At 62.4% G+C, this 19,249-nt stretch carries 19 protein-coding genes and 1 riboswitch; of the genes, 16 read left to right on the top strand and 3 right to left on the bottom strand.

Annotation, left to right across the window (positions count from 1 at the left end):
• Nucleotides 1–60: 60 nt before the first annotated feature.
• A riboswitch (Fluoride riboswitch) is annotated at nt 61–134 on the bottom strand.
• 211 nt (nt 135–345) lie between these two features.
• Nucleotides 346–720: a cupin domain-containing protein gene (locus tag FYB76_RS08220; RefSeq protein WP_088754425.1), complete on the bottom strand. Its 375-nt coding sequence runs from the start codon at nt 718–720 to the stop codon at nt 346–348.
• A gap of 140 nt (nt 721–860) precedes the next feature.
• On the opposite strand from FYB76_RS08220, the gene FYB76_RS08215 reads away from it, so the two are divergent.
• The 5 genes from FYB76_RS08215 to ldcA all read left to right on the top strand — a co-directional run bounded on the left by FYB76_RS08215 (nt 861) and on the right by ldcA (nt 4,684).
• On the top strand, nt 861–1,775 hold the full coding sequence (locus FYB76_RS08215) for a DUF72 domain-containing protein (RefSeq protein ID WP_370516330.1): 915 nt from the start codon (nt 861–863) through the stop codon (nt 1,773–1,775).
• A 162-nt stretch (nt 1,776–1,937) separates the two neighbouring features.
• Nucleotides 1,938–2,573 (top strand): 7-carboxy-7-deazaguanine synthase, encoded by a 636-nt coding sequence (gene queE / locus FYB76_RS08210; protein ID WP_088754546.1) that lies wholly within the window; start codon nt 1,938–1,940, stop codon nt 2,571–2,573.
• 106 nt (nt 2,574–2,679) lie between these two features.
• A complete protein-coding gene (gene queD / locus FYB76_RS08205) occupies nt 2,680–3,126 on the top strand; it encodes a 6-carboxytetrahydropterin synthase QueD (protein ID WP_034332336.1) in 447 nt (148 codons plus the stop codon).
• Nucleotides 3,126–3,677 (top strand): tRNA adenosine(34) deaminase TadA, encoded by a 552-nt coding sequence (tadA, locus tag FYB76_RS08200; RefSeq protein WP_088754426.1) that lies wholly within the window; start codon nt 3,126–3,128, stop codon nt 3,675–3,677. Before queD ends, tadA begins: the two co-directional genes overlap by 1 nt.
• Before the next feature lie 2 nt (nt 3,678–3,679).
• A complete protein-coding gene (gene ldcA / locus FYB76_RS08195; protein WP_154133405.1) occupies nt 3,680–4,684 on the top strand; it encodes a muramoyltetrapeptide carboxypeptidase in 1,005 nt (334 codons plus the stop codon).
• A 48-nt stretch (nt 4,685–4,732) separates the two neighbouring features.
• Here ldcA and FYB76_RS08190 read toward each other — a convergent pair whose 3' ends face one another.
• Nucleotides 4,733–5,305, bottom strand: coding sequence for a DUF1439 domain-containing protein (locus FYB76_RS08190; RefSeq protein WP_088754428.1), 573 nt, complete (start codon nt 5,303–5,305; stop codon nt 4,733–4,735).
• A 245-nt stretch (nt 5,306–5,550) separates the two neighbouring features.
• Here FYB76_RS08190 and FYB76_RS08185 point away from each other — a divergent pair, with 245 nt between their 5' ends.
• From FYB76_RS08185 to FYB76_RS08170, 4 genes are all read left to right on the top strand, one after another.
• Nucleotides 5,551–7,149, top strand: a complete 1,599-nt coding sequence (locus tag FYB76_RS08185; RefSeq protein ID WP_088754429.1) for an ABC-F family ATPase — start codon at nt 5,551–5,553, stop codon at nt 7,147–7,149.
• A gap of 38 nt (nt 7,150–7,187) precedes the next feature.
• Nucleotides 7,188–8,327, top strand: a complete 1,140-nt coding sequence (gene nadA, locus FYB76_RS08180; protein WP_154133317.1) for a quinolinate synthase NadA — start codon at nt 7,188–7,190, stop codon at nt 8,325–8,327.
• A complete protein-coding gene (nadC, locus tag FYB76_RS08175; protein ID WP_088754431.1) occupies nt 8,324–9,229 on the top strand; it encodes a carboxylating nicotinate-nucleotide diphosphorylase in 906 nt (301 codons plus the stop codon). Before nadA ends, nadC begins: the two co-directional genes overlap by 4 nt.
• 161 nt (nt 9,230–9,390) lie before the next feature.
• A complete protein-coding gene (locus FYB76_RS08170; protein WP_154133316.1) occupies nt 9,391–10,506 on the top strand; it encodes a putative zinc-binding metallopeptidase in 1,116 nt (371 codons plus the stop codon).
• Nucleotides 10,507–10,624: 118 nt separating this feature from the next.
• Here the strand turns inward: FYB76_RS08170 and FYB76_RS08165 are convergent, their stop codons facing one another.
• Nucleotides 10,625–11,968, bottom strand: a complete 1,344-nt coding sequence (locus FYB76_RS08165; RefSeq protein WP_154133315.1) for an MFS transporter — start codon at nt 11,966–11,968, stop codon at nt 10,625–10,627.
• Between the two features lie 160 nt (nt 11,969–12,128).
• On the opposite strand from FYB76_RS08165, the gene cyoA reads away from it, so the two are divergent.
• From cyoA to FYB76_RS08130, 7 genes are all read left to right on the top strand, one after another.
• Nucleotides 12,129–13,061, top strand: coding sequence for a ubiquinol oxidase subunit II (gene cyoA / locus FYB76_RS08160; RefSeq protein WP_154133314.1), 933 nt, complete (start codon nt 12,129–12,131; stop codon nt 13,059–13,061).
• Nucleotides 13,062–13,137: 76 nt separating this feature from the next.
• Nucleotides 13,138–15,141 (top strand): cytochrome o ubiquinol oxidase subunit I, encoded by a 2,004-nt coding sequence (gene cyoB / locus FYB76_RS08155; RefSeq protein WP_088754434.1) that lies wholly within the window; start codon nt 13,138–13,140, stop codon nt 15,139–15,141.
• Nucleotides 15,134–15,760: a cytochrome o ubiquinol oxidase subunit III gene (gene cyoC / locus FYB76_RS08150; RefSeq protein ID WP_088754435.1), complete on the top strand. Its 627-nt coding sequence runs from the start codon at nt 15,134–15,136 to the stop codon at nt 15,758–15,760. The genes cyoB and cyoC overlap by 8 nt, the downstream gene beginning before the upstream one ends.
• The gene (cyoD, locus tag FYB76_RS08145; RefSeq protein ID WP_154133313.1) at nt 15,757–16,245 is read left to right on the top strand and encodes a cytochrome o ubiquinol oxidase subunit IV; all 489 of its coding nucleotides are present in this window, start codon (nt 15,757–15,759) and stop codon (nt 16,243–16,245) included. The genes cyoC and cyoD overlap by 4 nt, the downstream gene beginning before the upstream one ends.
• A complete protein-coding gene (locus FYB76_RS08140) occupies nt 16,242–17,093 on the top strand; it encodes an SURF1 family protein (RefSeq protein WP_154133312.1) in 852 nt (283 codons plus the stop codon). The genes cyoD and FYB76_RS08140 overlap by 4 nt, the downstream gene beginning before the upstream one ends.
• 3 nt (nt 17,094–17,096) lie before the next feature.
• Entirely contained in the window at nt 17,097–18,479 is a 1,383-nt protein-coding gene (locus tag FYB76_RS08135) for an ATP-binding protein (protein WP_154133311.1), read from the top strand.
• Between the two features lie 129 nt (nt 18,480–18,608).
• Complete coding sequence (locus FYB76_RS08130; protein ID WP_088754439.1) at nt 18,609–19,145, top strand: response regulator transcription factor; 537 nt, start codon at nt 18,609–18,611, stop codon at nt 19,143–19,145.
• Nucleotides 19,146–19,249 lie beyond the last annotated feature (104 nt).

The raw sequence follows: 19,249 nt of genomic DNA, 5'->3' as shown, positions 1-19,249 counted from the left end.
CACACCGGGTGTGGAGCGCGCGAAGCAGAAAGGCGAACGCCTACAGCCCCGGATTGCCAGGTCACTGTAGGCATCATCAGCCCCAACAGGACGTTGGTGGCGGTTGAAGGAGGAATGCCATCTCCTTGACCACGATAGTAGCAAGTTTGTAGCTCATCGACAACGGCGCGTTGTCAGTTGGGGACACAGTGCATGCGTGCATTCATCCAAGCAGGGTTGCCCCGAGGTCGCGCACCTGCCGCCACGGGCAGCGCTGCTGCCGACCACCAAGGCGTGTGCGATGCGCTTTCCGCTGCCGCCCGGCCAGGGCCGGTCAGGGCGCAGTTGCACCGCGCCAGCAGGTACTCAACCGGCGGCGCGTTCGACGATGACGTAATGCTTGCGCACCGGTTCCACCACTTCAAAGACGCCCCTGAAGCCTGCCGGGATCACCATCGCATCGCCCGGTCCCGCTTCGGCCGCATGGCCTTGTTCGTCAATGACGCGGCAGCGGCCTTCGAGGACGCAGAAATATTCATCCTTGTTGGGGGCGAAGGCGATGCGCCAGCTGCCTTTTTCGCAGGCCCAGATGCCGGCGTTCATTTCGCCGCTGGCATTGGTGAAGTGATTCCAGGTGGTACGCAGCGGATTGCCCTCCAGCCGGCGGTCCTCGCGCGGGTGGTCAACTTCGGGAGCGGGGGAGGCCAGGCGGAACTGGGTGATGGCAGGAGTGGCGGACATGATGAAGTAGTGGACAGGAGTCGGTCAACGGCTGGGCCCGCAGTGTAACAGCAGCAGGCCCGCTACGGTCGCGCTGGCTGGCACCAAGCTGCGCGCCTTTGGTCACATCGGATCAGGAGAACCTGAACGAGGAGAGCATGGTGGGCAAGATCTGGATCGGCATTTCCGGCTGGCGCTACGCGCCGTGGCGAGGCGGTTTCTATCCCAAGGGGCTGCGTCAGGACGACGAACTGCATTACGCCTCGCGGGTATTGCCCAGCATCGAGCTCAACGGCTCCTTCTACGCCCTGCAGCGCCCGGAAAGCTACCAGCGCTGGTATGAAGACACGCCGCCGGGCTTCCTCTTCAGCCACAAGGGCAACCGCTTCATCACGCACACGCGCCGGCTGCAGGATATTGATGGTGCTTTGGCCAATGTCTTCGCCTCAGGCGTACTGAACCTGAAAGAAAAACTCGGCCCCTTCCTGTGGCAGTTCCCGCCCAGCTTTCGCTATGACCCGGAACCGCTGGAACACTTCCTGAGCCTGCTGCCGCACGATACCGAGGCGGCGCAGCGGCTGGCGCGGGGCCATGAGCCGCGCATGGAGGGCAGGGCGGCGCTGGAGATCGACCGCAAGCGCAAGCTGCGCCACGCCATGGAGATCCGCCATGACAGCTTCGTGGATGAATCCTTCATCAAGCTGCTGCGCAAATACAAGGTGGCGCTGGTGGTCGCGGATGCGCCCAGGAAATGGCCCTACCAGGAGGACGTGACGGCCGATTTCATGTACCTGCGCCTGCATGGCGACAAGCGCCTGTACCAGAGCGGCTACAGCGACGAGGCCATCGACGCCTGGGCCGAGCGTATCCGGGCCTGGGCCGGCGGCGGTCAGCCGGAAGAGGGGCCGCGCATTGCCGGGAGTGCGCCGCGCAAGCGGGCCAGCCGCGATATTTACTGTTATTTTGATAACGATATGAAGGTCAAGGCCCCCTTTGACGCCCGCCGCCTGATCGACCGCCTGGGCCTGAAGCTGGACTTGGCGGTCCCCGGCCGCATGCTCGATGAGGATCAATGAGGTGAACCGGCCCGGGGAGCGGCTATAATACCGCCCCTGATGCGGAGAAAATGGGCTGCAATATCAGTGACTTAGTGAAGTTTGCTGTGGCTCGGCCCGCCGCATGAATACGTCCCAGTGCGGCCCTGCGCCTGCCTTTCGCCCGCCTTTCGCTTTCATATCGTGACTTACAGCATCAAAGAAATTTTCTATACCTTGCAAGGCGAGGGCGCTCATGCCGGCCGTCCGGCGGTGTTCTGCCGCTTTTCCGGCTGCAACCTCTGGACCGGCCGCGAGGAAGACCGCGCGCGCGCCATCTGCCAGTTCTGCGATACCGATTTCGTCGGCACCGATGGCGAGAACGGCGGCAAGTTCAAGTCGGCGGCTGAGCTGGCCGACAAGATCAACAGCTTCTGGCCGGCCCGTCATGCGGCCAGCAAATATGTCGTTTTCACCGGTGGCGAGCCCCTGCTGCAACTGGATACGGCCCTGATCGAGGCCATGCATGCGGTCGGTTTCGAGATCGCCATCGAGACCAATGGCACCATCGAGGTGCCTGAAGGCGTGGACTGGATCTGCGTCAGCCCCAAGATGGGCTCGGAACTGAAGGTCAAACGCGGCAGCGAACTGAAAGTGGTGGTGCCGCAGCCCGGCCAGCCGCTGGACGAGTATGAGAAGCTGGATTTCCAGCACTTCCTGCTGCAACCCATGGACGGCCTGCAGGCAGCGGCCAATACCCGCCTGGCCATCGAGATGGTCAAGGACAACCCCAAGTGGAAACTGAGCATCCAGACCCACAAGCTGCTCAATATCCCCTGACTGATTTTTTGCTTTTTTCTTCATGCGGCGCTGCGCCGCGTGATTACAATGGCTTCACCCGGGCTGCTGCACGGCTTGTGCAGCGGCCATCCTCGAAGAAACATTCATGCTCACCATTACCCGCAAACTCGAATTCGACGCCGGCCACCGCATTCCGGACCACAAGAGCCAGTGCCGCAACCTGCACGGCCACCGCTATACGCTGGAAATCACCCTGACCGGCGCGGTCATCGACATCGAGGGCAATTCCGACAATGGCATGATCATGGACTTCTCGGACATCAAGGCCCTGGCCAAGGAACACCTGGTCGATGTCTGGGACCATGCCTTCCTGGTCTACGAAAAGGACGCGCCGGTACGCGACTTCCTGGCCAGCCTGCCGGGCCACAAGACGGTCATCATCGGCAGCATCCCGACGGTGGAAAACCTGGCCCGCGAAGCCTTCGCCATCCTCAAGGCGGCCTACAAGGACCGCTACGGCACCGGCCTGCACCTGCAGAAGCTGGTGCTGCACGAAACGCCCAATTGCTGGGCCGAAATCACGGCAGACTGATGGACGGCGCTGTGCTCCCGCAAGCCGTCACCGAGGCCGACCTGCGCCACATGCGCGCCGCGCTCGACCAGGCCAACAATGCCTGGGCCCTGGGCGAGGTGCCGGTGGGTGCAGTCGTGGTCAAGGATGGCGTGGTCATCGCCACCGGTTTCAACCAGCCCATCGGCAAGCATGATCCGACCGCGCACGCGGAGATCATGGCGCTGCGCCGGGCGGCTGAGAAGCTGGGCAATTATCGTCTGCCCGGATGTGAACTTTACGTCACGCTGGAACCCTGCGTGATGTGCTCCGGTGCCATGATGCACGCCCGCTTGGCGCGCGTTGTGTATGGCGCGGCCGATCCCAAGACCGGCGCGTGCGGCTCGGTGGTGAACCTGTTTGAGCAAGACAAGCTGAATCACCACACTGAGCTGCTGGGAGGCGTGATGGCCGAGGAATGCGGCCAGCTACTGAAAGAATTCTTCGCCATGCGACGCGAACAAGTGAAACAGCAACGCCTGCTCGACGCCGCAGCGCAAGGCGATGTACAAGCATCAGGTGAACCACTATGACGATGGCAACTGCTGGCCGTGAATTGCTGGAAGGACTGGTCCCGCCGGGAACCGGAGTGGCCATCGTGGCGCCCTGCGGGCATGCCGGGCTGGATCCCGCTGGCGTGCAGCGTGGCGTTGCCTTGCTGGAATCGCTGGGCTGCCGGGTGCGCAATTTCTACGATCATGCCCAGCGTTACCAACGCTTCGGCGCCACCGATGAGCGGCGCGCGGCGCAACTGATGGAAGCGGCGGCCGACCCGGAAATCGAGGTCATCATGGGCCTGCGCGGCTCCTACGGCATGAGCCGCATCCTGTCCGCGCTGGATATTCCCGCCCTGGCCGCCAGCGGCAAGCTGCTGGTCGGCTACAGTGATTTCACGGCCTTGCAGTGCTGCCTGCTGGCGCAATCCGGTTATGCCGGTTTCCAGGGGCCGATGCTTTCCGGTGATTTCGGCGCCGAATCGCCCGACTGGGCCGCGCTGGCGACTTTCTGGCGCACGCTGACTTCGCCGCAGGTGGTGGTGCGCAACTATGCGGGACAGGCTGCGGCAGATCGCGCCCCCAATGGGGACCGCCGTACCGATCCGATGAGTCCGGTGCTGAAGTGCGCAGGCAAGCTGTGGGGCGGCAATCTGGCGATGATGGCGCATATGGTCGGCCATCCGCAGTTTCCCCCGATTGAAGGCGGGATTCTGTTCCTGGAGGATGTGAATGAACATCCCTTCCGGGTCGAGCGCATGATCCTGCAGCTGGAGCAGGCAGGCCTGCTGGCCAGGCAGAAGGCGGTCCTGCTGGGCGACTTCTCCGCCTACCGCCTGGCCGAGATCGACAATGGCTACGATTTCACCGAAATGCTGGCGTTCCTGCGCCAGCGCATCGCCACCCCCATCGTGACCGGCCTGCCTTTCGGCCATGTGCGCGATCTGGTGACGCTGCCGCTGGGCGCGCACGCGGAACTGGACGCCCGCGGTGCAGAAGGTTTCACCTTGACCCTGTCGGATTATCCCACCCTGGCCCGGCGCTGAGGCTGCAGGCGGCTCGCCGGGCTGCCTGGGTAGTCACTGAAGGAAACGTCACTTTTCCTTGATTTCTACCTTCACCGCGTCCTGTTCGACCGTGATCTTGCCGGGCTCGAAGGTCTTGCCGTTCATCTGCAGCTGTTCCGGCTTGAAGGTGTAGAGCGCATAGTCGCGCAGGAACTGGTCGGCAGCGGCATTGCCCAGCGCCGTGAGCTGTTGCGCGTATTGCGGCGGCAGGTCGGTGCTGTCGACCTTGTCCACCTTGGGTGCATCGAGCCGCAACGAGCGCGTGGCCGGATCGTACTTGAAGGCGCTGCTCAGGGTCAGCACCGCATTGACCGGGCGCTGCAGCAGCAAGGGATTGGCGATCTGGGCGTCCACCACGGTATTCATGCGGTTTTCGGCCGGCAGCATGCCCAGGCGCGGATTGCTCAGGGTGACATCGAAAATGTCCATATAGCGCAGCTTGCGCGGGAATTGCGGGGCGATGGCCGTCTGCAGCTGCTGGCGGGAGACGCTGTATTCGTTGGTCCAGACGTTGTAGCCGGTGTCGGCCGCTTGCGCCGGCATCGCGGACAGCGTGGACCAGGCGAGGAGGGCGATGGCGGGGATGATGGCTCGCTTCATGCTTGCGGTTTCCTGAGTGACAAAATGGGTCAGAGCCTGCCGGGTGGCGTAAAAATCCCGGGAATTGTAAGCCGGCCGTGTGCGATGAGCAGCGCAAACATGGAAGTTTGGCAAGATTTTGGCGGTGCTCAGGCACCGCGATGCAAGCCGCATCAGGCGTGCAGTGGTAAAATGCCCGGTTTCGCGCGCCCGGCCAAGCTTGCTGGCTGGCATACGCAAGTTACATTTTTGAAAAGGTTTTCGCAGTGCTATCCACCGCAAACATCACCATGCAGTTCGGCGCCAAGCCGTTGTTCGAGAACATTTCCGTCAAGTTCGGCGATGGCAATCGCTATGGCCTGATCGGCGCCAATGGCTGCGGCAAATCCACTTTCATGAAGATCCTGGGCGGCGACCTGGAACCGTCGGGCGGCAATGTCAGCCTGGACGTCAATGAGCGCCTGGGCAAGCTGCGCCAGGATCAGTTCGCCTATGAAGAAATGCGCGTGCTGGATGTGGTCATGATGGGCCACGTGGAAATGTGGGCGGCCATGTCCGAACGCGATGCGATCTATGCCAATCCGGATGCCACCGACGACGATTACATGAAGGCGGCCGACCTGGAAGCCAAGTTCGCCGAATACGACGGCTACACCGCCGAAGCGCGTGCGGGCGAGCTGCTGCTGGGCGTGGGCGTGCCCATCGAACAGCACAACGGACCGATGAGCAATGTCGCACCCGGCTGGAAGCTGCGCGTGCTGCTGGCCCAGGCCCTGTTCTCCAACCCGGACATCCTGCTGCTGGACGAACCGACCAACAACCTGGACATCAACACCATCCGCTGGCTGGAAGAAGTGCTCAACGAGCGCAATTCCACCATGATCATCATTTCCCACGATCGCCACTTCCTGAACCAGGTCTGTACCCACATGGCCGACATGGACTACGGCACCCTGAAGATCTATCCGGGCAACTACGACGACTACATGCTGGCTTCCTCGCAGGCCCGCGCCCAGCAGCTGGCCGCCAATGCCAAGGCCAAGGAAAAAGTCGCTGAACTGCAGGACTTCGTGCGCCGCTTCTCGGCCAACAAGTCCAAGGCCCGCCAGGCGACTTCGCGCGCCAAGCAGATCGACAAGATCAAGGTCGAGGACATCAAGCCGTCTTCCCGCGTGAACCCGTTCGTGCGCTTTGAAGGCGAGAAGAAGCTGCACCGCCTGGCCGTGGAAACCCAGAGCATCACCAAGACCTACGACCGCGACATCTTCCGGAACTTCAACATCATGGTCGAAGCCGGCGAGAAGATCGCCATCATCGGTGCCAACGGCGCGGGTAAAACCACCCTGCTGCGCAGCATCGGCGGCGACGTGACCGGCCTGCATCCGGATTCGGGTGAGGTGAAGTGGGCGGAAAACGCCAACGTCGGCTACATGCCGCAGGATCCCACCGAGGAATTCGCCGGTGGCGAAACCCTGACCGACTGGATGGGCAAGTGGACCCAGGAAGGCGACGATGACCAGGCCGTGCGCGGCATTCTGGGGCGCCTGCTGTTCTCGGGCGACGATGTGAAGAAGTCGGTGAAGGTGCTCTCCGGTGGCGAAAAGGGCCGCATGATGTACGGCAAGCTGATGCTGGGCCGCCACAACGTGCTGCTGATGGATGAACCGACCAACCACATGGACATGGAGTCCATCGAGTCGCTCAACATCGCGCTGGAAAAGTACGCCGGCACGCTGATCTTCGTGTCGCACGACCGTGAATTCGTGTCCTCGCTGGCCACCCGCATCCTCGAAGTGAAGGACGGCCAGGTGATCGACTTCCAGGGTGGCTACGAAGACTACCTGGCCAGCCAGGGCATCGAATAATTCCCCCCAACCGCATCAGCACAGCATTGTTGACCGCCATGCAAGCAACAGCAACCAAGGTCGTCGAGTTCGAGCGACCGCAAATGGAGACCGGCGGCAGTTGTACCGCCAATGCGTGGGCCAAGGTACCGGCCACGCCCAGCCCCGAGGAACGCGCGCAGCTCAAGGCGCGCATCCGCCAGCTGCTCAAGGAGAAGCAGGCGGTGCTGGTGGCGCACTACTACGTCGATGGCGACCTGCAGGACCTGGCCGAGGAAACCGGCGGCTGCGTCTCGGATTCGCTGGAGATGGCACGTTTCGGCCGCGACCATGCCGCCCAGACCCTGGTCGTGGCCGGCGTGCGTTTCATGGGCGAGACCGCCAAGATCCTCAGCCCCGAAAAGCGCATCCTCATGCCCGACCTGGACGCGACCTGTTCGCTGGACCTGGGCTGCCCGGCCGACGAATTTGCCGCCTTCTGCGACCAGCATCCGGACCGCACCGTGGTGGTCTATGCCAATACCAGCGCAGCGGTGAAGGCCCGTGCCGACTGGATGGTGACGTCGGGCATCGGCCTGGAAATCGTGCAGCACCTGCATGCCCAGGGCAAGAAGATCCTGTGGGCACCGGACAAGCACCTGGGCAGCTACATCCAGAAGCAGACCGGCGCCGACATGCTGCTGTGGCAGGGTTCCTGCCTGGTGCATGACGAATTCAAGGGCATCGAGCTGGAACTGATGCGCGCCGAACACCCCGACGCCCTGGTGCTGGTGCACCCGGAGTCGCCCGAGGCGGTGGTGGCGCAGGCCGATGTGATCGGTTCGACGTCACAGCTGATTGCGGCGGTGCAGTCCTCCGATGCGCCCGCTTTCATCGTCGCCACCGACAACGGCATCCTGCACAAGATGCGCGCAGCGGCGCCTGGCAAACGGTTCATTGATGCCCCGACCGCCGGCAACAGCGCCACCTGCAAGAGCTGCGCGCATTGCCCGTGGATGGCCATGAATGGCTTGCAGAACCTGCTGCACGTGCTGGAAACCGGCGCCAATGAAATCCACGTCGACCCGGCGATCGGCAAGCAGGCTGTCGTGTGCATTGACCGCATGCTGGATTTTGCCGCCCAGCGCAAGGCCAAGGTCCGCCCCTCGGCGCGCCTTGAAGACGAACAGCAACTGTTTGCAGGAATCGGCCCCGCATGACGCTCCACGCCCTCAAGACTGCCTCGACCATCGCGGCCAGCAACCTGCGCAATCCCTTTGGTCCTTTCGATGCCGCGCTGCATGCGGCTTTCGATGCCAACGTCAACCAGGCCATCGCCGAGGATGTGGGCGACTGCGACTACACTGGCCTTCTGGTGCCGGAAAACGAATTCGTGAAGGCCCGCGTCATCGTGCGCGAAGCCGCCGTGCTGTGCGGTGCGCCCTGGTTCGAGGCGGTAATGACCCGTCTCGATCCGCGCCTGCAGGTCAGCTGGGGCTATGCGGAAGGCGACCTGATGGCGGCCGACAGCGAGGTCTGCACCATCGAAGGCCCGGCCCGTGCCTTGCTGACTGCCGAGCGCGGTGCGCTCAATTTCCTGCAACTGCTTTCGGGCGTGGCCAGCGCTACCCGGCGTTATGTCGAGGTGGTGCAGGGCACCCGCGCGGCCATCCTCGATACCCGCAAGACCTTGCCCGGCCTGCGCCTGGCGCAGAAGTACGCAGTGCGTGTGGGCGGTGGCGCCAACCAGCGGCTGGCGCTGTATGACGGCATCCTCATCAAGGAAAACCACATTGCGGCCGCCGGTGGCATCACTGCGGCCGTGGCTGCCGCCTTGAAGCTCAACGCCGGCGTGACCATCCAGGTCGAAGTGGAAAGCATTGCCGAGCTCAACGAAGCCCTGCAGGCTGGCGCCGAATCGATCCTGCTGGACAACTTCTCGCTGGACATGATGCGCGAGGCGGTGGCCGTCAATGCGGGCCGCGCTTTGCTGGAAGCTTCCGGCGGCATCAACCTGCAGACCGTACGCGCCATTGCCGAGACCGGCGTGGATCGCATCTCCATCGGCAGCCTGACCAAGGATATCCAGGCAACCGATTTCTCCCTGCGCGTGATCGGCTGACCGGCTGATCCCACCCTTGCATCAGCCTGGCGCGGAGGCTTGCGCCAGGCTTCATTTTTTTCCGGCACCGAGTGCAGGAACGTATCCGGGTTTTCCCCTTCCAACGCCAGATGCCAGCGACAATGGTTCGCCGGCGACGACGATAAACACAGGGGGAGCCCATGAAAACCTTTCATTGCGACAATTGCAGTGCGCAAGTCTTCTTCGAAAATACCGTATGTGGAAACTGTGGCTGGATGCTGGGTTACCAGCCCCAATTGCAGGCCATTGCCAGTTTTTCGCCACTGGAGCCGGCCGTCGCACCGGCAACTGATGCTGACTCTGTCGCCGCTGAGGCGGGGCCCGGCCGCTGGCGCAGCGTCAAGCCGCAGAACGAGGGGCTGGTATTCAAGCAGTGCGTCAATTACTGGCGCGAGAACATCTGCAACTGGATGCTCGATGAGCGCGAGCCGCACGAGCTGTGCGCCTCCTGCCGCCTGACCCGCGTCATTCCCAATCTCGACGAAGGCAATAACCGCGTGCTGTGGAGCCGCCTGGAGACGGCCAAGCGGCGCCTGCTGCATTCCCTCTGGACCTTGCAATTGCAGCCGGTCCCAAAGATGGAAGATGAAGAAGCCGGCCTGGCCTTCGAATTCCTGCAGGATCTTCCGCATGGCGAGCGGGTACTGACCGGGCATGCCGATGGCGTCATCACCATCAACATCGCTGAAGCCGACCCCGCCTACCGCGAACAGGCGCGCGAGCAGATGGCCGAGCCGTATCGCACGCTGCTGGGGCATTTCCGCCATGAGAGCGGGCATTATTATTTTGACCGGCTGGTAGCGCCGACCGACTGGATCACACCGTTCCGGGAGAAATTCGGCGACGAGCGCCAGGATTATGGCGAAGCGCTCAAGGTCCACTACGAGAACGGCCCGCGCCCGGACTGGGAAGAAAACTTCGTCAGTGCCTACGCCAGCAGCCACCCCTGGGAAGACTGGGCGGAGACCTGGGCCCATTATCTTCATATGTTCGACACCCTGGAGACTGCCTACGCCTGCGGCGTGCAGTTGCGGCCGCGCCATGAGGGCGAGCAGAAACTGGTCATCAAGGCGCCGCCGGTGGCGGCCGGTTCCTTTGACGAACTGGCTCGCGAATGGTTTGCGCTGACCTATGTGCTCAACAGTCTCAATCGCAGCATCGGGATGCCGGACTCCTATCCCTTCACGCTGTCCACGCCGGTGCTGGAGAAGCTGCGTTTCGTGCATGAGGTGGTCAATGGCGGCGCGCCTGCCTGAGGCTCGCAGGATATTTCACGTACACGCGCACGCACGCGCGCGCGGCGCAATAAAAAACCCGGAAGTTTCCTTCCGGGTTTTTTCATCCTGCGCGCAGGGATGGGGATGTCAGAGCGGCTCAGTCATCCCGCGCTTCCAGCGCACGGTTCAGGCTCAGTGCGGCCAGCGAACCCACCGCGCCCGACAGCAGGTAGAAGCTGACATAGGCCATGCCGAAGTGCGCCGACAAGCCCAGCGCCACCAGCGGGGCGAAACCGGCACCAACCAGCCAGGCCAGGTCTGAAGTCAGGGCCGCGCCGGTGTAGCGATAACGGGTCTTGAAGTTGGCCGTCACGGCACCGGCAGCCTGGCCGTAGGACAGGCCCAGCAGGGCAAAGCCGATCAGGATGAAGGTGTTCTGGCCGGATTCACCGCCGTTCATCAGGGCCGGCACGAAGGCCGACAGGATCGCGATCAACAGCGCCATCGAACCCAGCGTATTGCGGCGGCCGAAGCGATCCGCGACCACGCCCGAAACGAGGATGCCCACTGCCATGATCAATCCGCCCCAGATCTGGATCACCAGGAAATCCGACGCTTCACGCAGCGAATAAAGCTTGATCCACGACAGCGGGAACACCGTCACGAGGTGGAACAGCGCATAGCTGGCCAGCGCGGCGAGGGCGCCGATGATGATGTTGCGGCCCTGGGTGGTGGCCAGCTCTACCACACCGGCCGGCTCCAGCTCGCGCTCATCGAGCAGCCGGGCGTATTCCGGGGCCGACACCAGGCGCAGGCGCGAGAACAGGGCGACCACGTTGATGGCAAAGGCCACGTAGAAGGGGAAGCGCCAGCCCCATTCAAGGAAGTCGGCCGTGGTCAGCGTGGCCAGCATGTAGGCAAACAGGCTGGCGGCGATCACGAAGCCCAGCGGTGCGCCCAGCTGGCCCATCGCGGCATACCAGCCACGCTTCTCCGGCGGGGCGTTCATCGCCAGCAACGAAGGCAGGCCGTCCCACGCGCCGCCGAGTGCTACCCCTTGACCGACACGCAAGAGCGAGAGCAAGATGATGGCCCACACACCGATGTGTTCGTAAGTTGGCAATAACGCAATGCCCGCAGTCGAAAAGCCGAGCATGAACAACGCCAGCGTCAGTTTTACCTCTCGGCCGTAGTGCTTTTGAATCGCCATGAAGATCGTGGTCCCGATGGGGCGGGCCAGGAAGGCGAAGGCAAAGATCACGAAGGCGTAGAGCGTGCCTTCCAGTTTCGGTTCGTTGGGGAAGAAAACCGCCGGGAACACCAGCACCGAAGCCAGTGCATAGACGAAGAAGTCGAAGTACTCGGACGCGCGTCCGATCACCACGCCCACCGCGATCTCACCGGGTTCGATCGTGCCGTGTTCGTGGTGAGTGGAAGGATTGCTGGATTGAGGCCGGAGTTGACCGGAACCTTCACCATTGTGGATGCTGGTGCTTGCCATGGCTTTGTCTCCCACTGTTAGAGGTTTAGTCGCAGTACGTGCTACAAATCCCAACCTGGCAGGTGGCAAGTGACAGGGTGGGACAAAACGTCCAATCGCCAACACACTTTATTGGCGTTACATTACCACGCTCTGATACATACGACTGGAATTTTCCTTCATGGTTTCTCAAATCCTCCGTCGCGGATTGCTCCTGCTTCCTGCGCTTCTGTTGGCTGGGTGCAACACCGTCGTGATGAATCCTTCCGGCGACATCGCTAACCAGCAAGCACGCCTGATCGTCATCTCGACCGCGTTGATGCTGCTCATCATCGTCCCGGTGATCATCCTGACGCTGCTGTTCGCATGGCGTTATCGCAAGAGCAACACTTCCGCTCCCTACGAGCCGGACTGGGATCACTCGACCCGCCTGGAACTGGTCATCTGGGGCGCACCCCTGCTGATCATCATCGCCCTGGGCCTGTTGACCTGGATCACCACCCACACCCTGGACCCGTACCGTCCGCTCTCGCGCATCGACGCCGAGCGTCCGCTGTCGCCCCAGGTCAAGCCGCTGGTGGTGGAAGTGGTGGCGCTGGACTGGAAGTGGCTGTTCATCTATCCGGAACAGGGTATCGCTACTGTCAATGAGTTGGCGGCGCCCGTGGATGTTCCCATCCAGTTCAAGATTACTGCCTCCAACGTGATGAATTCCTTCTACATCCCGGCACTGGCAGGCCAGATCTACGCGATGCCGAGCATGGAAACCAAGCTGCACGCCGTCATCAACAAGGCCGGCGAATATGAAGGCTTCTCGGCCAACTACAGCGGCGCCGGCTTCTCGCACATGCGCTTCAAGTTCCATGGCCTGGACCAGGCCGGCTTTGACGCCTGGGTGCAGAAAGCCAAGGCAGGCTCCGGCAAGCTGGATCGTGCCGAGTACCTGAAACTGGAACAGCCGAGCGAACGCGAACCTGCCCGCCTGATCGGCAGCGTCGAGCCCGAACTGTTCCACGCCATCGTGAACCGCTGCGTAGCACCCAACACGGTTTGCATGGACAAGATGATGGCCACCGACCTGAACGTGAAACCGGGCCAGCAAAAGGCCGAATGATTTCCTTGCCTGGTAGCCGTATCAGCGCAGCAGAACACCGCTGCGCCCCAATTTCCTTTTTCCCCGGGAAGTAAAGATGTCTGACAATTTTGACCTGATAAAGCTGATCTTCGGTCGTCTCAGTCTGGAAGCGATTCCATACCATGAGCCGATCCTGATCGGTACCTTCGCCATGGTGGCGCTGGGCGGCATAGTCGTACTCGGCCTGCTCACCAAATATCGCCTGTGGGGCATGTTGTGGCGCGACTGGTTCACCAGTATCGACCACAAGCGCATCGGCATCATGTACATCGTGCTGGCCATCGTCATGCTGCTGCGTGGCTTTGCCGATGCGTTGATGATGCGTGCGCAGCAAGCCATCGCCTTCGGCGACAACGCCGGCTTCCTGCCGCCGCACCACTATGACCAGGTGTTCACCGCCCACGGCGTGATCATGATCTTCTTCGTGGCCATGCCCCTGGTGACCGGTCTGATGAACTACGTCGTGCCCCTGCAGATCGGTGCACGCGACGTGGCATTCCCCTTCCTGAACAACTTCAGCTTCTGGATGACCACCTTCGGCGCGCTGCTGGTGATGGCCTCGCTGTTCGTGGGCGAATTCGCCCGCACCGGCTGGCTGGCTTACCCGCCGCTGTCGGGCATCCTGTACAGCCCTGACGTGGGGGTGGACTACTACATCTGGGCCTTGCAGGTGGCCGGGGTAGGGACACTGCTCTCCGGCATCAACCTGGTGGTGACCATCGTCAAGATGCGCGCCCCCGGCATGAACATGATGAAGATGCCGGTCTTCACCTGGACTTCGCTTTGCACCAACGTCCTGATCGTGGCTGCCTTCCCGGTGCTGACCGCCGTGCTGGCCATGCTGTCCCTGGACCGCGTCTTCGGCACCAACTTCTTCACCAACGACATGGGCGGCAACGCCATGATGTACGTGAACCTGATCTGGATCTGGGGCCACCCCGAGGTGTACATCCTGATCCTGCCGGCCTTCGGCGTGTTCTCGGAAATCGTGTCGACCTTCAGCGGCAAGCGCCTGTTCGGTTACACCTCGATGGTGTACGCGACCGTGGTGATCACCATCCTGTCCTACCTGGTGTGGCTGCACCACTTCTTCACCATGGGTTCGGGCGCCAGCGTGAACTCGTTCTTCGGCATCACCACGATGATCATCTCGATCCCGACCGGTGCCAAGATCTTCAACTGGCTCTTCACGATGTACCGTGGCCGCATCCGCTTTGAAGTGCCGATGCTGTGGACCATCGGTTTCATGGTCACCTTCGTCATCGGTGGCATGACCGGCGTGCTGCTGGCCGTTCCTCCGGCCGACTTCGTGCTGCACAACTCGCTGTTCCTGATCGCCCACTTCCACAACGTCATCATCGGTGGCGTGGTGTTCGGCATGTTCGCCGGCATCAACTTCTGGTTCCCGAAGGCCTTCGGCTTCAAGCTCAACGAATTCTGGGGCAAGTGCTCGTTCTGGTTCTGGCTGGTCGGCTTCTACCTGGCCTTCATGCCGCTGTACGTGCTGGGCCTGATGGGCGTGACCCGTCGCATGAGCCACTTCGACGATCCGTCGCTGCAGATCTGGTTCGTGGCTGCAGCACTGGGCGCTGGCCTGATCGCCCTGGGCATCGCTTCTTTCATCATCCAGATTGCCGTCTCGATCCGCGACCGCAAGAAGCTGGCCGATGTGACCGGCGACCCGTGGAACGGCCGTACCCTGGAATGGTCGACTTCCTCGCCGCCGCCGGCTTACAACTTCGCCTTCACCCCGGTCGTGCATGACAACGACGCCTGGGCTGACATGAAGAAGAACAACTATCAGCGTCCGCTGGGTGATTTCGTGGAAATCCACATGCCCAAGAACACCGGTGCAGGCTTCATCATCGCCGCGCTGTCCGCTGCTGTTGGCTTCGCCATGATCTGGCACATGTGGTTGCCCGCCGTGGCCGGCTTCATCGCCCTGTGCGTGGCCACCATCGTGCACACCTTTAATTACAACCGCGACTACTACATCCCGGCCGACGAAGTCGTCCGTGTCGAAGCAGAGCGCACACGTCTGTTGAATAGCCATGTCTGAAGCAATCAACCACACGGCCGACGCGACGCCTAGCTCGCGCTATTTCGTCCGCCATCACCATCCGGAGAACGGCACCCTGCTGGGCTTCTGGATTTACCTGATGAGCGATTGCCTGATCTTCGCCTGCCTGTTTGCGTGCTATGCCGTCCTGGGCCGCAACTATGCAGGCGGGCCGACCGGCGCCGAGCTGTTCGACCTGCCGCTGGTGGCGCTCAACACCGCGCTGCTGCTGCTGTCGTCGATCACCTACGGTTTCGCCATGCTGGCCATGCAGGCCAAGAAGCAGCAGAACACCATCATCTGGCTGATCATCACGGGTCTCTTGGGTGCTGGCTTCATCTACTTCGAACTGTATGAGTTCCTGCACCTGATCCACGAAGGCGCCGGCCCGACCCGTAGCGGCTTCCTGACCTCGTTCTTCGCGCTGGTCGGTACCCACGGCCTGCACGTGACCTTCGGCATCATCTGGCTGGTCGTGCTGCTGTTCCAGATCAACAAGCACGGCCTGACCGAAGCCAACGGCCGTCGCCTGATGTGCCTGTCGATGTTCTGGCACTTCCTGGACGTGGTCTGGATCGGCGTCTTCACCTTTGTCTACCTGATGGGAGTCCTGCCATGAGCCGCGGCCACCAAGAACACCCGGCCCTTCCGATGGGCCACCACGACGACCACGGCCACGGTCACGACCATGGTCATGGTCATGGCGACCACGCCGCCCACGGCACGATGAAGGATTACGTTACCGGCTTCGTGCTGGCCGTGATCCTGACCGCGATCCCGTTCTGGATGGTCATGAACAAGACCATCGCCAGCTCGGCGACCCTGGGCATCGTACTGCTGGCCTTCGCGGCCGTGCAGATCGTGGTGCATATCAAGTATTTCCTGCACATGAACGGCAAGTCCGAAGGCGGCTGGAACATGCTGGCGATGATCTTCACCATCGTCATCGTGGTCATCACGCTGTCCGGCTCGCTGTGGGTCATGTATCACCTGAACCACAACATGATGCCGACCATGTCGCCGGAAAACATGCCCAACGAAACCGTGCCGCAGTCGATGCAAGGCATGCAGGGCATGCAACACGGCGCAGCCCAATCGAAATGAGCCAAACGCCAAGCAATGGCGTGAAGCAAGGCAAAGAAAGCGGGGCGGTGCAAGCCGCCCCGGTATCCCGCACAAAGGCCAGCTTGTTGTTGCTGACGCTTTTGGCGGGATTTTTCTTTCTGGTCTTCGCCGCCCTGGGAACCTGGCAGGTTTATCGCCTGCAATGGAAACTGGACCTCATCGCCAAGGTGGACGCCCGCGTGCACGCCGCACTGGTGGCACCGCCCGCTCCGCAGGACTGGCCGAATGTCGGCGCCGAGCGGGATGAATACAAGCGCGTGGTCTTGAGTGGCCGCTACCTGTACAGCAAGACGGTGGCCGTGCAGGCCAGTACCGACCTCGGCAGCGGTGCCTGGCTGCTGACGCCGTTGCAGGCCGCCGACGGCAGCCTGGTGCTGGTCAATCGCGGCTTCGTGCCGGTTTCGCCGCTCAAGCTGGCTGACACGCAGCTGCCGGACGCGCCTGCGGGGCAGATGAACGAAGTGACCGGCCTGTTGCGCATGAGCGAGCACGGTGGCGGTTTCCTGCGCAGCAACGACGCCGCACAGAACCGCTGGTATTCACGTGATGTGAAGGCCATTGCACAAGCCCGTGGTCTGCCAGTGGGGCAGGTGGCGCCGTATTTTGTCGATGCCGACAAGGCTTCGTCAGAAGCCAATGCCGCCAGCGCTCCCGATGCACAGAAACCCGTCGGTGGCCTGACCGTGATTGCCTTCCACAACAGTCACCTGGTGTACGCCCTGACCTGGTATGCCCTGGCGTTGATGTCGCTGGGTGCGGGCTACTGGGTCATTCGCGACGAGCGCCGCTGGCGCCAGCGCATCCAGGATGCACAAGCCCGTGGCTGACCGATGACCGCCTCCGACACCGTCGCCAAGCGCAAGACCCTGCGCGAGCGCTGGCAGCGCCTGCGCCAGGGCGAGCAGAACCCGGCCGGCCACCAGAACATGCTGCTGCTGATCCAGCTGCGCTGGCTGGCGGTGCTGGGGCAGGTGTCCACGATTGCCTTCGTGGTGCTGGTGTTCGACCTGCATTTGCCGCTGCCGCACATGCTGGAGGTGCTGTCCTGCCTGATCGCCTTCAACATCGCCAGCCACCTGCGCTGGCACGAGCGGCGCATCGCCACCAATGCCGAACTGTTCCTGGCCTTGCTGGTGGACGTGGCGGTGCTGACCTTCCAGCTTTACCTGAGCGGCGGCATCACCAATCCCTTCGCCTTCCTGTACCTGATGCAGATCATCCTCTCGGCCGTGCTCCTGAAGCCCTGGTCGAGCTGGGCCATCGTCGCCGTGACCATGGCCTGCCTGGCGGGATTGGCGCTCTTTTCCGAGCCGCTGGCGCTGCCGCCGGACCACAACGCCGGCTTGCTGAGCCTGTATGTGGAGGGCACGCTGATCTGCTTCCTGCTCAATGCCGGGCTGATGGTGTTTTTCATCACCCGCATCAGCAGCAACCTGCGTGCCGGCGATGCCCTCTTGGCCGACCTGCGCCAGCGTGCTGCGGAAGAAGACCACATCGTGCGCATGGGCCTGCTGGCCTCCGGTGCGGCCCATGAACTGGGTACGCCCCTGGCCACCGTATCGGTGATCCTGGGCGACTGGAAGCGCATGCCCGAGATCAGCCAGCGTGCCGACATGCTGGAAGACATCGCCGAGATGGAAGCCCAGCTGCAACGCTGCAAATCCATCGTCAGCGGCGTGCTGCTCTCGGCCGGCGAGGCGCGCGGGGAATCCTCCATCAAGACCACCATCAACACCTTCCTCGACAGCGTTGCCGAAGACTGGCGCAAGACGCGCCCGGTGGAGATCTTCGAATACCGCAACCTGATCGGGCAGGATGTGCCGGTGGCCTTCGACTCGGCCATCAAGCAGATGCTGGGCAACGTGCTGGACAACGCCTTCGAGGTCTCGCCGCAGTGGCTGGCGCTGGAGGTGCGCAGGGAAGGCGATCTGCTGCTCATGGAAGTGAGCGACCGTGGCCCGGGCTTCCCCGACTGGATGATCAACCAGATCGGCAAGCCCTACCAGTCCACCAAGGGCAAGCCGGGACGCGGGCTGGGCCTGTTCTTCGTGGTCAACGTGGCGCGCAAGCTGGGTGGACGGGTCTGGGCCAGCAATCGTGCCGCCGGTGGTGCGCGCGTGACGCTGGAGCTGCCGCTGTCGGCCATCAGCCTGGCACCGCTGACCGAAGAGACGCCGGGCAGCGAAGTACCGGACTATCCCACCGGCGCTTGATGTGGCGCAAGCCGCGCCTGACGCGGCTTTGACTGTAATCATTTCCTTTTTCTTCAGGTGCCGCCGGTGTCCGGCGCCGTCTCGCCTTACAATACCGGCTTTGGCAAAGTAGAAAAATAGGAAATGCACATGCCGGCTGATCGCCTGCTTCTGATCATCGAGGACGACGCCGCCTTCGCACGCACCTTGGGGCGTTCCTTCGAGCGCCGCGGCTACACCGTCCTGCTGGCCGCCAGCCAGGAGGAAGCGGCGGCCCACCTGAAAGAACACAATCCCGGCTATGCCGTGGTCGACCTCAAACTGGGCGGCAACGCCTCGGGCCTGGCTTGCGTGCAGATGCTGCATGCCCACGATGAAGCCATGCTCATCGTCGTGCTGACCGGCTTCGCCAGCATCACCACGGCGGTGGAAGCCATCAAGCTGGGCGCCTGCCAGTACCTGGCAAAACCTTCCAATACCGACGACATCGAAGCTGCCTTCGGCCATGTGGCCGGCGTGTCGGAGGTCGAGCTGCCCGCGCGCGCCACCTCCATCAAGACCCTGGAATGGGAACGCATCCATGAAGTGCTGGTGGAAACCGACTTCAACATCTCCGAAACCGCCCGCCGCCTGGGTATGCACCGTCGTACCCTGGCGCGCAAGCTGGAAAAACAGCGTGTGAAGTAATCTGCATACGGCCGCGCCAGCGGTTATCATTACGCCCGCCCCGCGCGCCTCGGCGGCCCGGGCACTCTCACCAGAAGGGAATGACGTGAACCATTTCAACTTCC

Source organism: Herbaspirillum sp. CAH-3 (genome assembly GCF_009668275.1).
GTDB classification, from domain to species: Bacteria; Pseudomonadota; Gammaproteobacteria; order Burkholderiales; family Burkholderiaceae_D; genus Herbaspirillum; species Herbaspirillum aquaticum.
The sequence above is the reverse complement of the archived record's forward strand: the minus strand, read 5'-3'. Positions and strand labels throughout refer to the sequence as shown.

Coding starts and splice junctions, on each gene's coding strand:
- FYB76_RS08220 (WP_088754425.1), bottom strand. CDS start 720: ATGTCCGCCACTCCTGCCATCACCCAGTTCCGCCTGGCCTCCCCCGCT.
- queD (WP_034332336.1), top strand. CDS start 2,680: ATGCTCACCATTACCCGCAAACTCGAATTCGACGCCGGCCACCGCATT.
- tadA (WP_088754426.1), top strand. CDS start 3,126: ATGGACGGCGCTGTGCTCCCGCAAGCCGTCACCGAGGCCGACCTGCGC.
- ldcA (WP_154133405.1), top strand. CDS start 3,680: ATGGCAACTGCTGGCCGTGAATTGCTGGAAGGACTGGTCCCGCCGGGA.
- FYB76_RS08190 (WP_088754428.1), bottom strand. CDS start 5,305: ATGAAGCGAGCCATCATCCCCGCCATCGCCCTCCTCGCCTGGTCCACG.
- nadA (WP_154133317.1), top strand. CDS start 7,188: ATGCAAGCAACAGCAACCAAGGTCGTCGAGTTCGAGCGACCGCAAATG.
- nadC (WP_088754431.1), top strand. CDS start 8,324: ATGACGCTCCACGCCCTCAAGACTGCCTCGACCATCGCGGCCAGCAAC.
- FYB76_RS08170 (WP_154133316.1), top strand. CDS start 9,391: ATGAAAACCTTTCATTGCGACAATTGCAGTGCGCAAGTCTTCTTCGAA.
- FYB76_RS08165 (WP_154133315.1), bottom strand. CDS start 11,968: ATGGCAAGCACCAGCATCCACAATGGTGAAGGTTCCGGTCAACTCCGG.
- cyoA (WP_154133314.1), top strand. CDS start 12,129: ATGGTTTCTCAAATCCTCCGTCGCGGATTGCTCCTGCTTCCTGCGCTT.
- cyoB (WP_088754434.1), top strand. CDS start 13,138: ATGTCTGACAATTTTGACCTGATAAAGCTGATCTTCGGTCGTCTCAGT.
- cyoC (WP_088754435.1), top strand. CDS start 15,134: ATGTCTGAAGCAATCAACCACACGGCCGACGCGACGCCTAGCTCGCGC.
- cyoD (WP_154133313.1), top strand. CDS start 15,757: ATGAGCCGCGGCCACCAAGAACACCCGGCCCTTCCGATGGGCCACCAC.
- FYB76_RS08140 (WP_154133312.1), top strand. CDS start 16,242: ATGAGCCAAACGCCAAGCAATGGCGTGAAGCAAGGCAAAGAAAGCGGG.
- FYB76_RS08135 (WP_154133311.1), top strand. CDS start 17,097: ATGACCGCCTCCGACACCGTCGCCAAGCGCAAGACCCTGCGCGAGCGC.
- FYB76_RS08130 (WP_088754439.1), top strand. CDS start 18,609: ATGCCGGCTGATCGCCTGCTTCTGATCATCGAGGACGACGCCGCCTTC.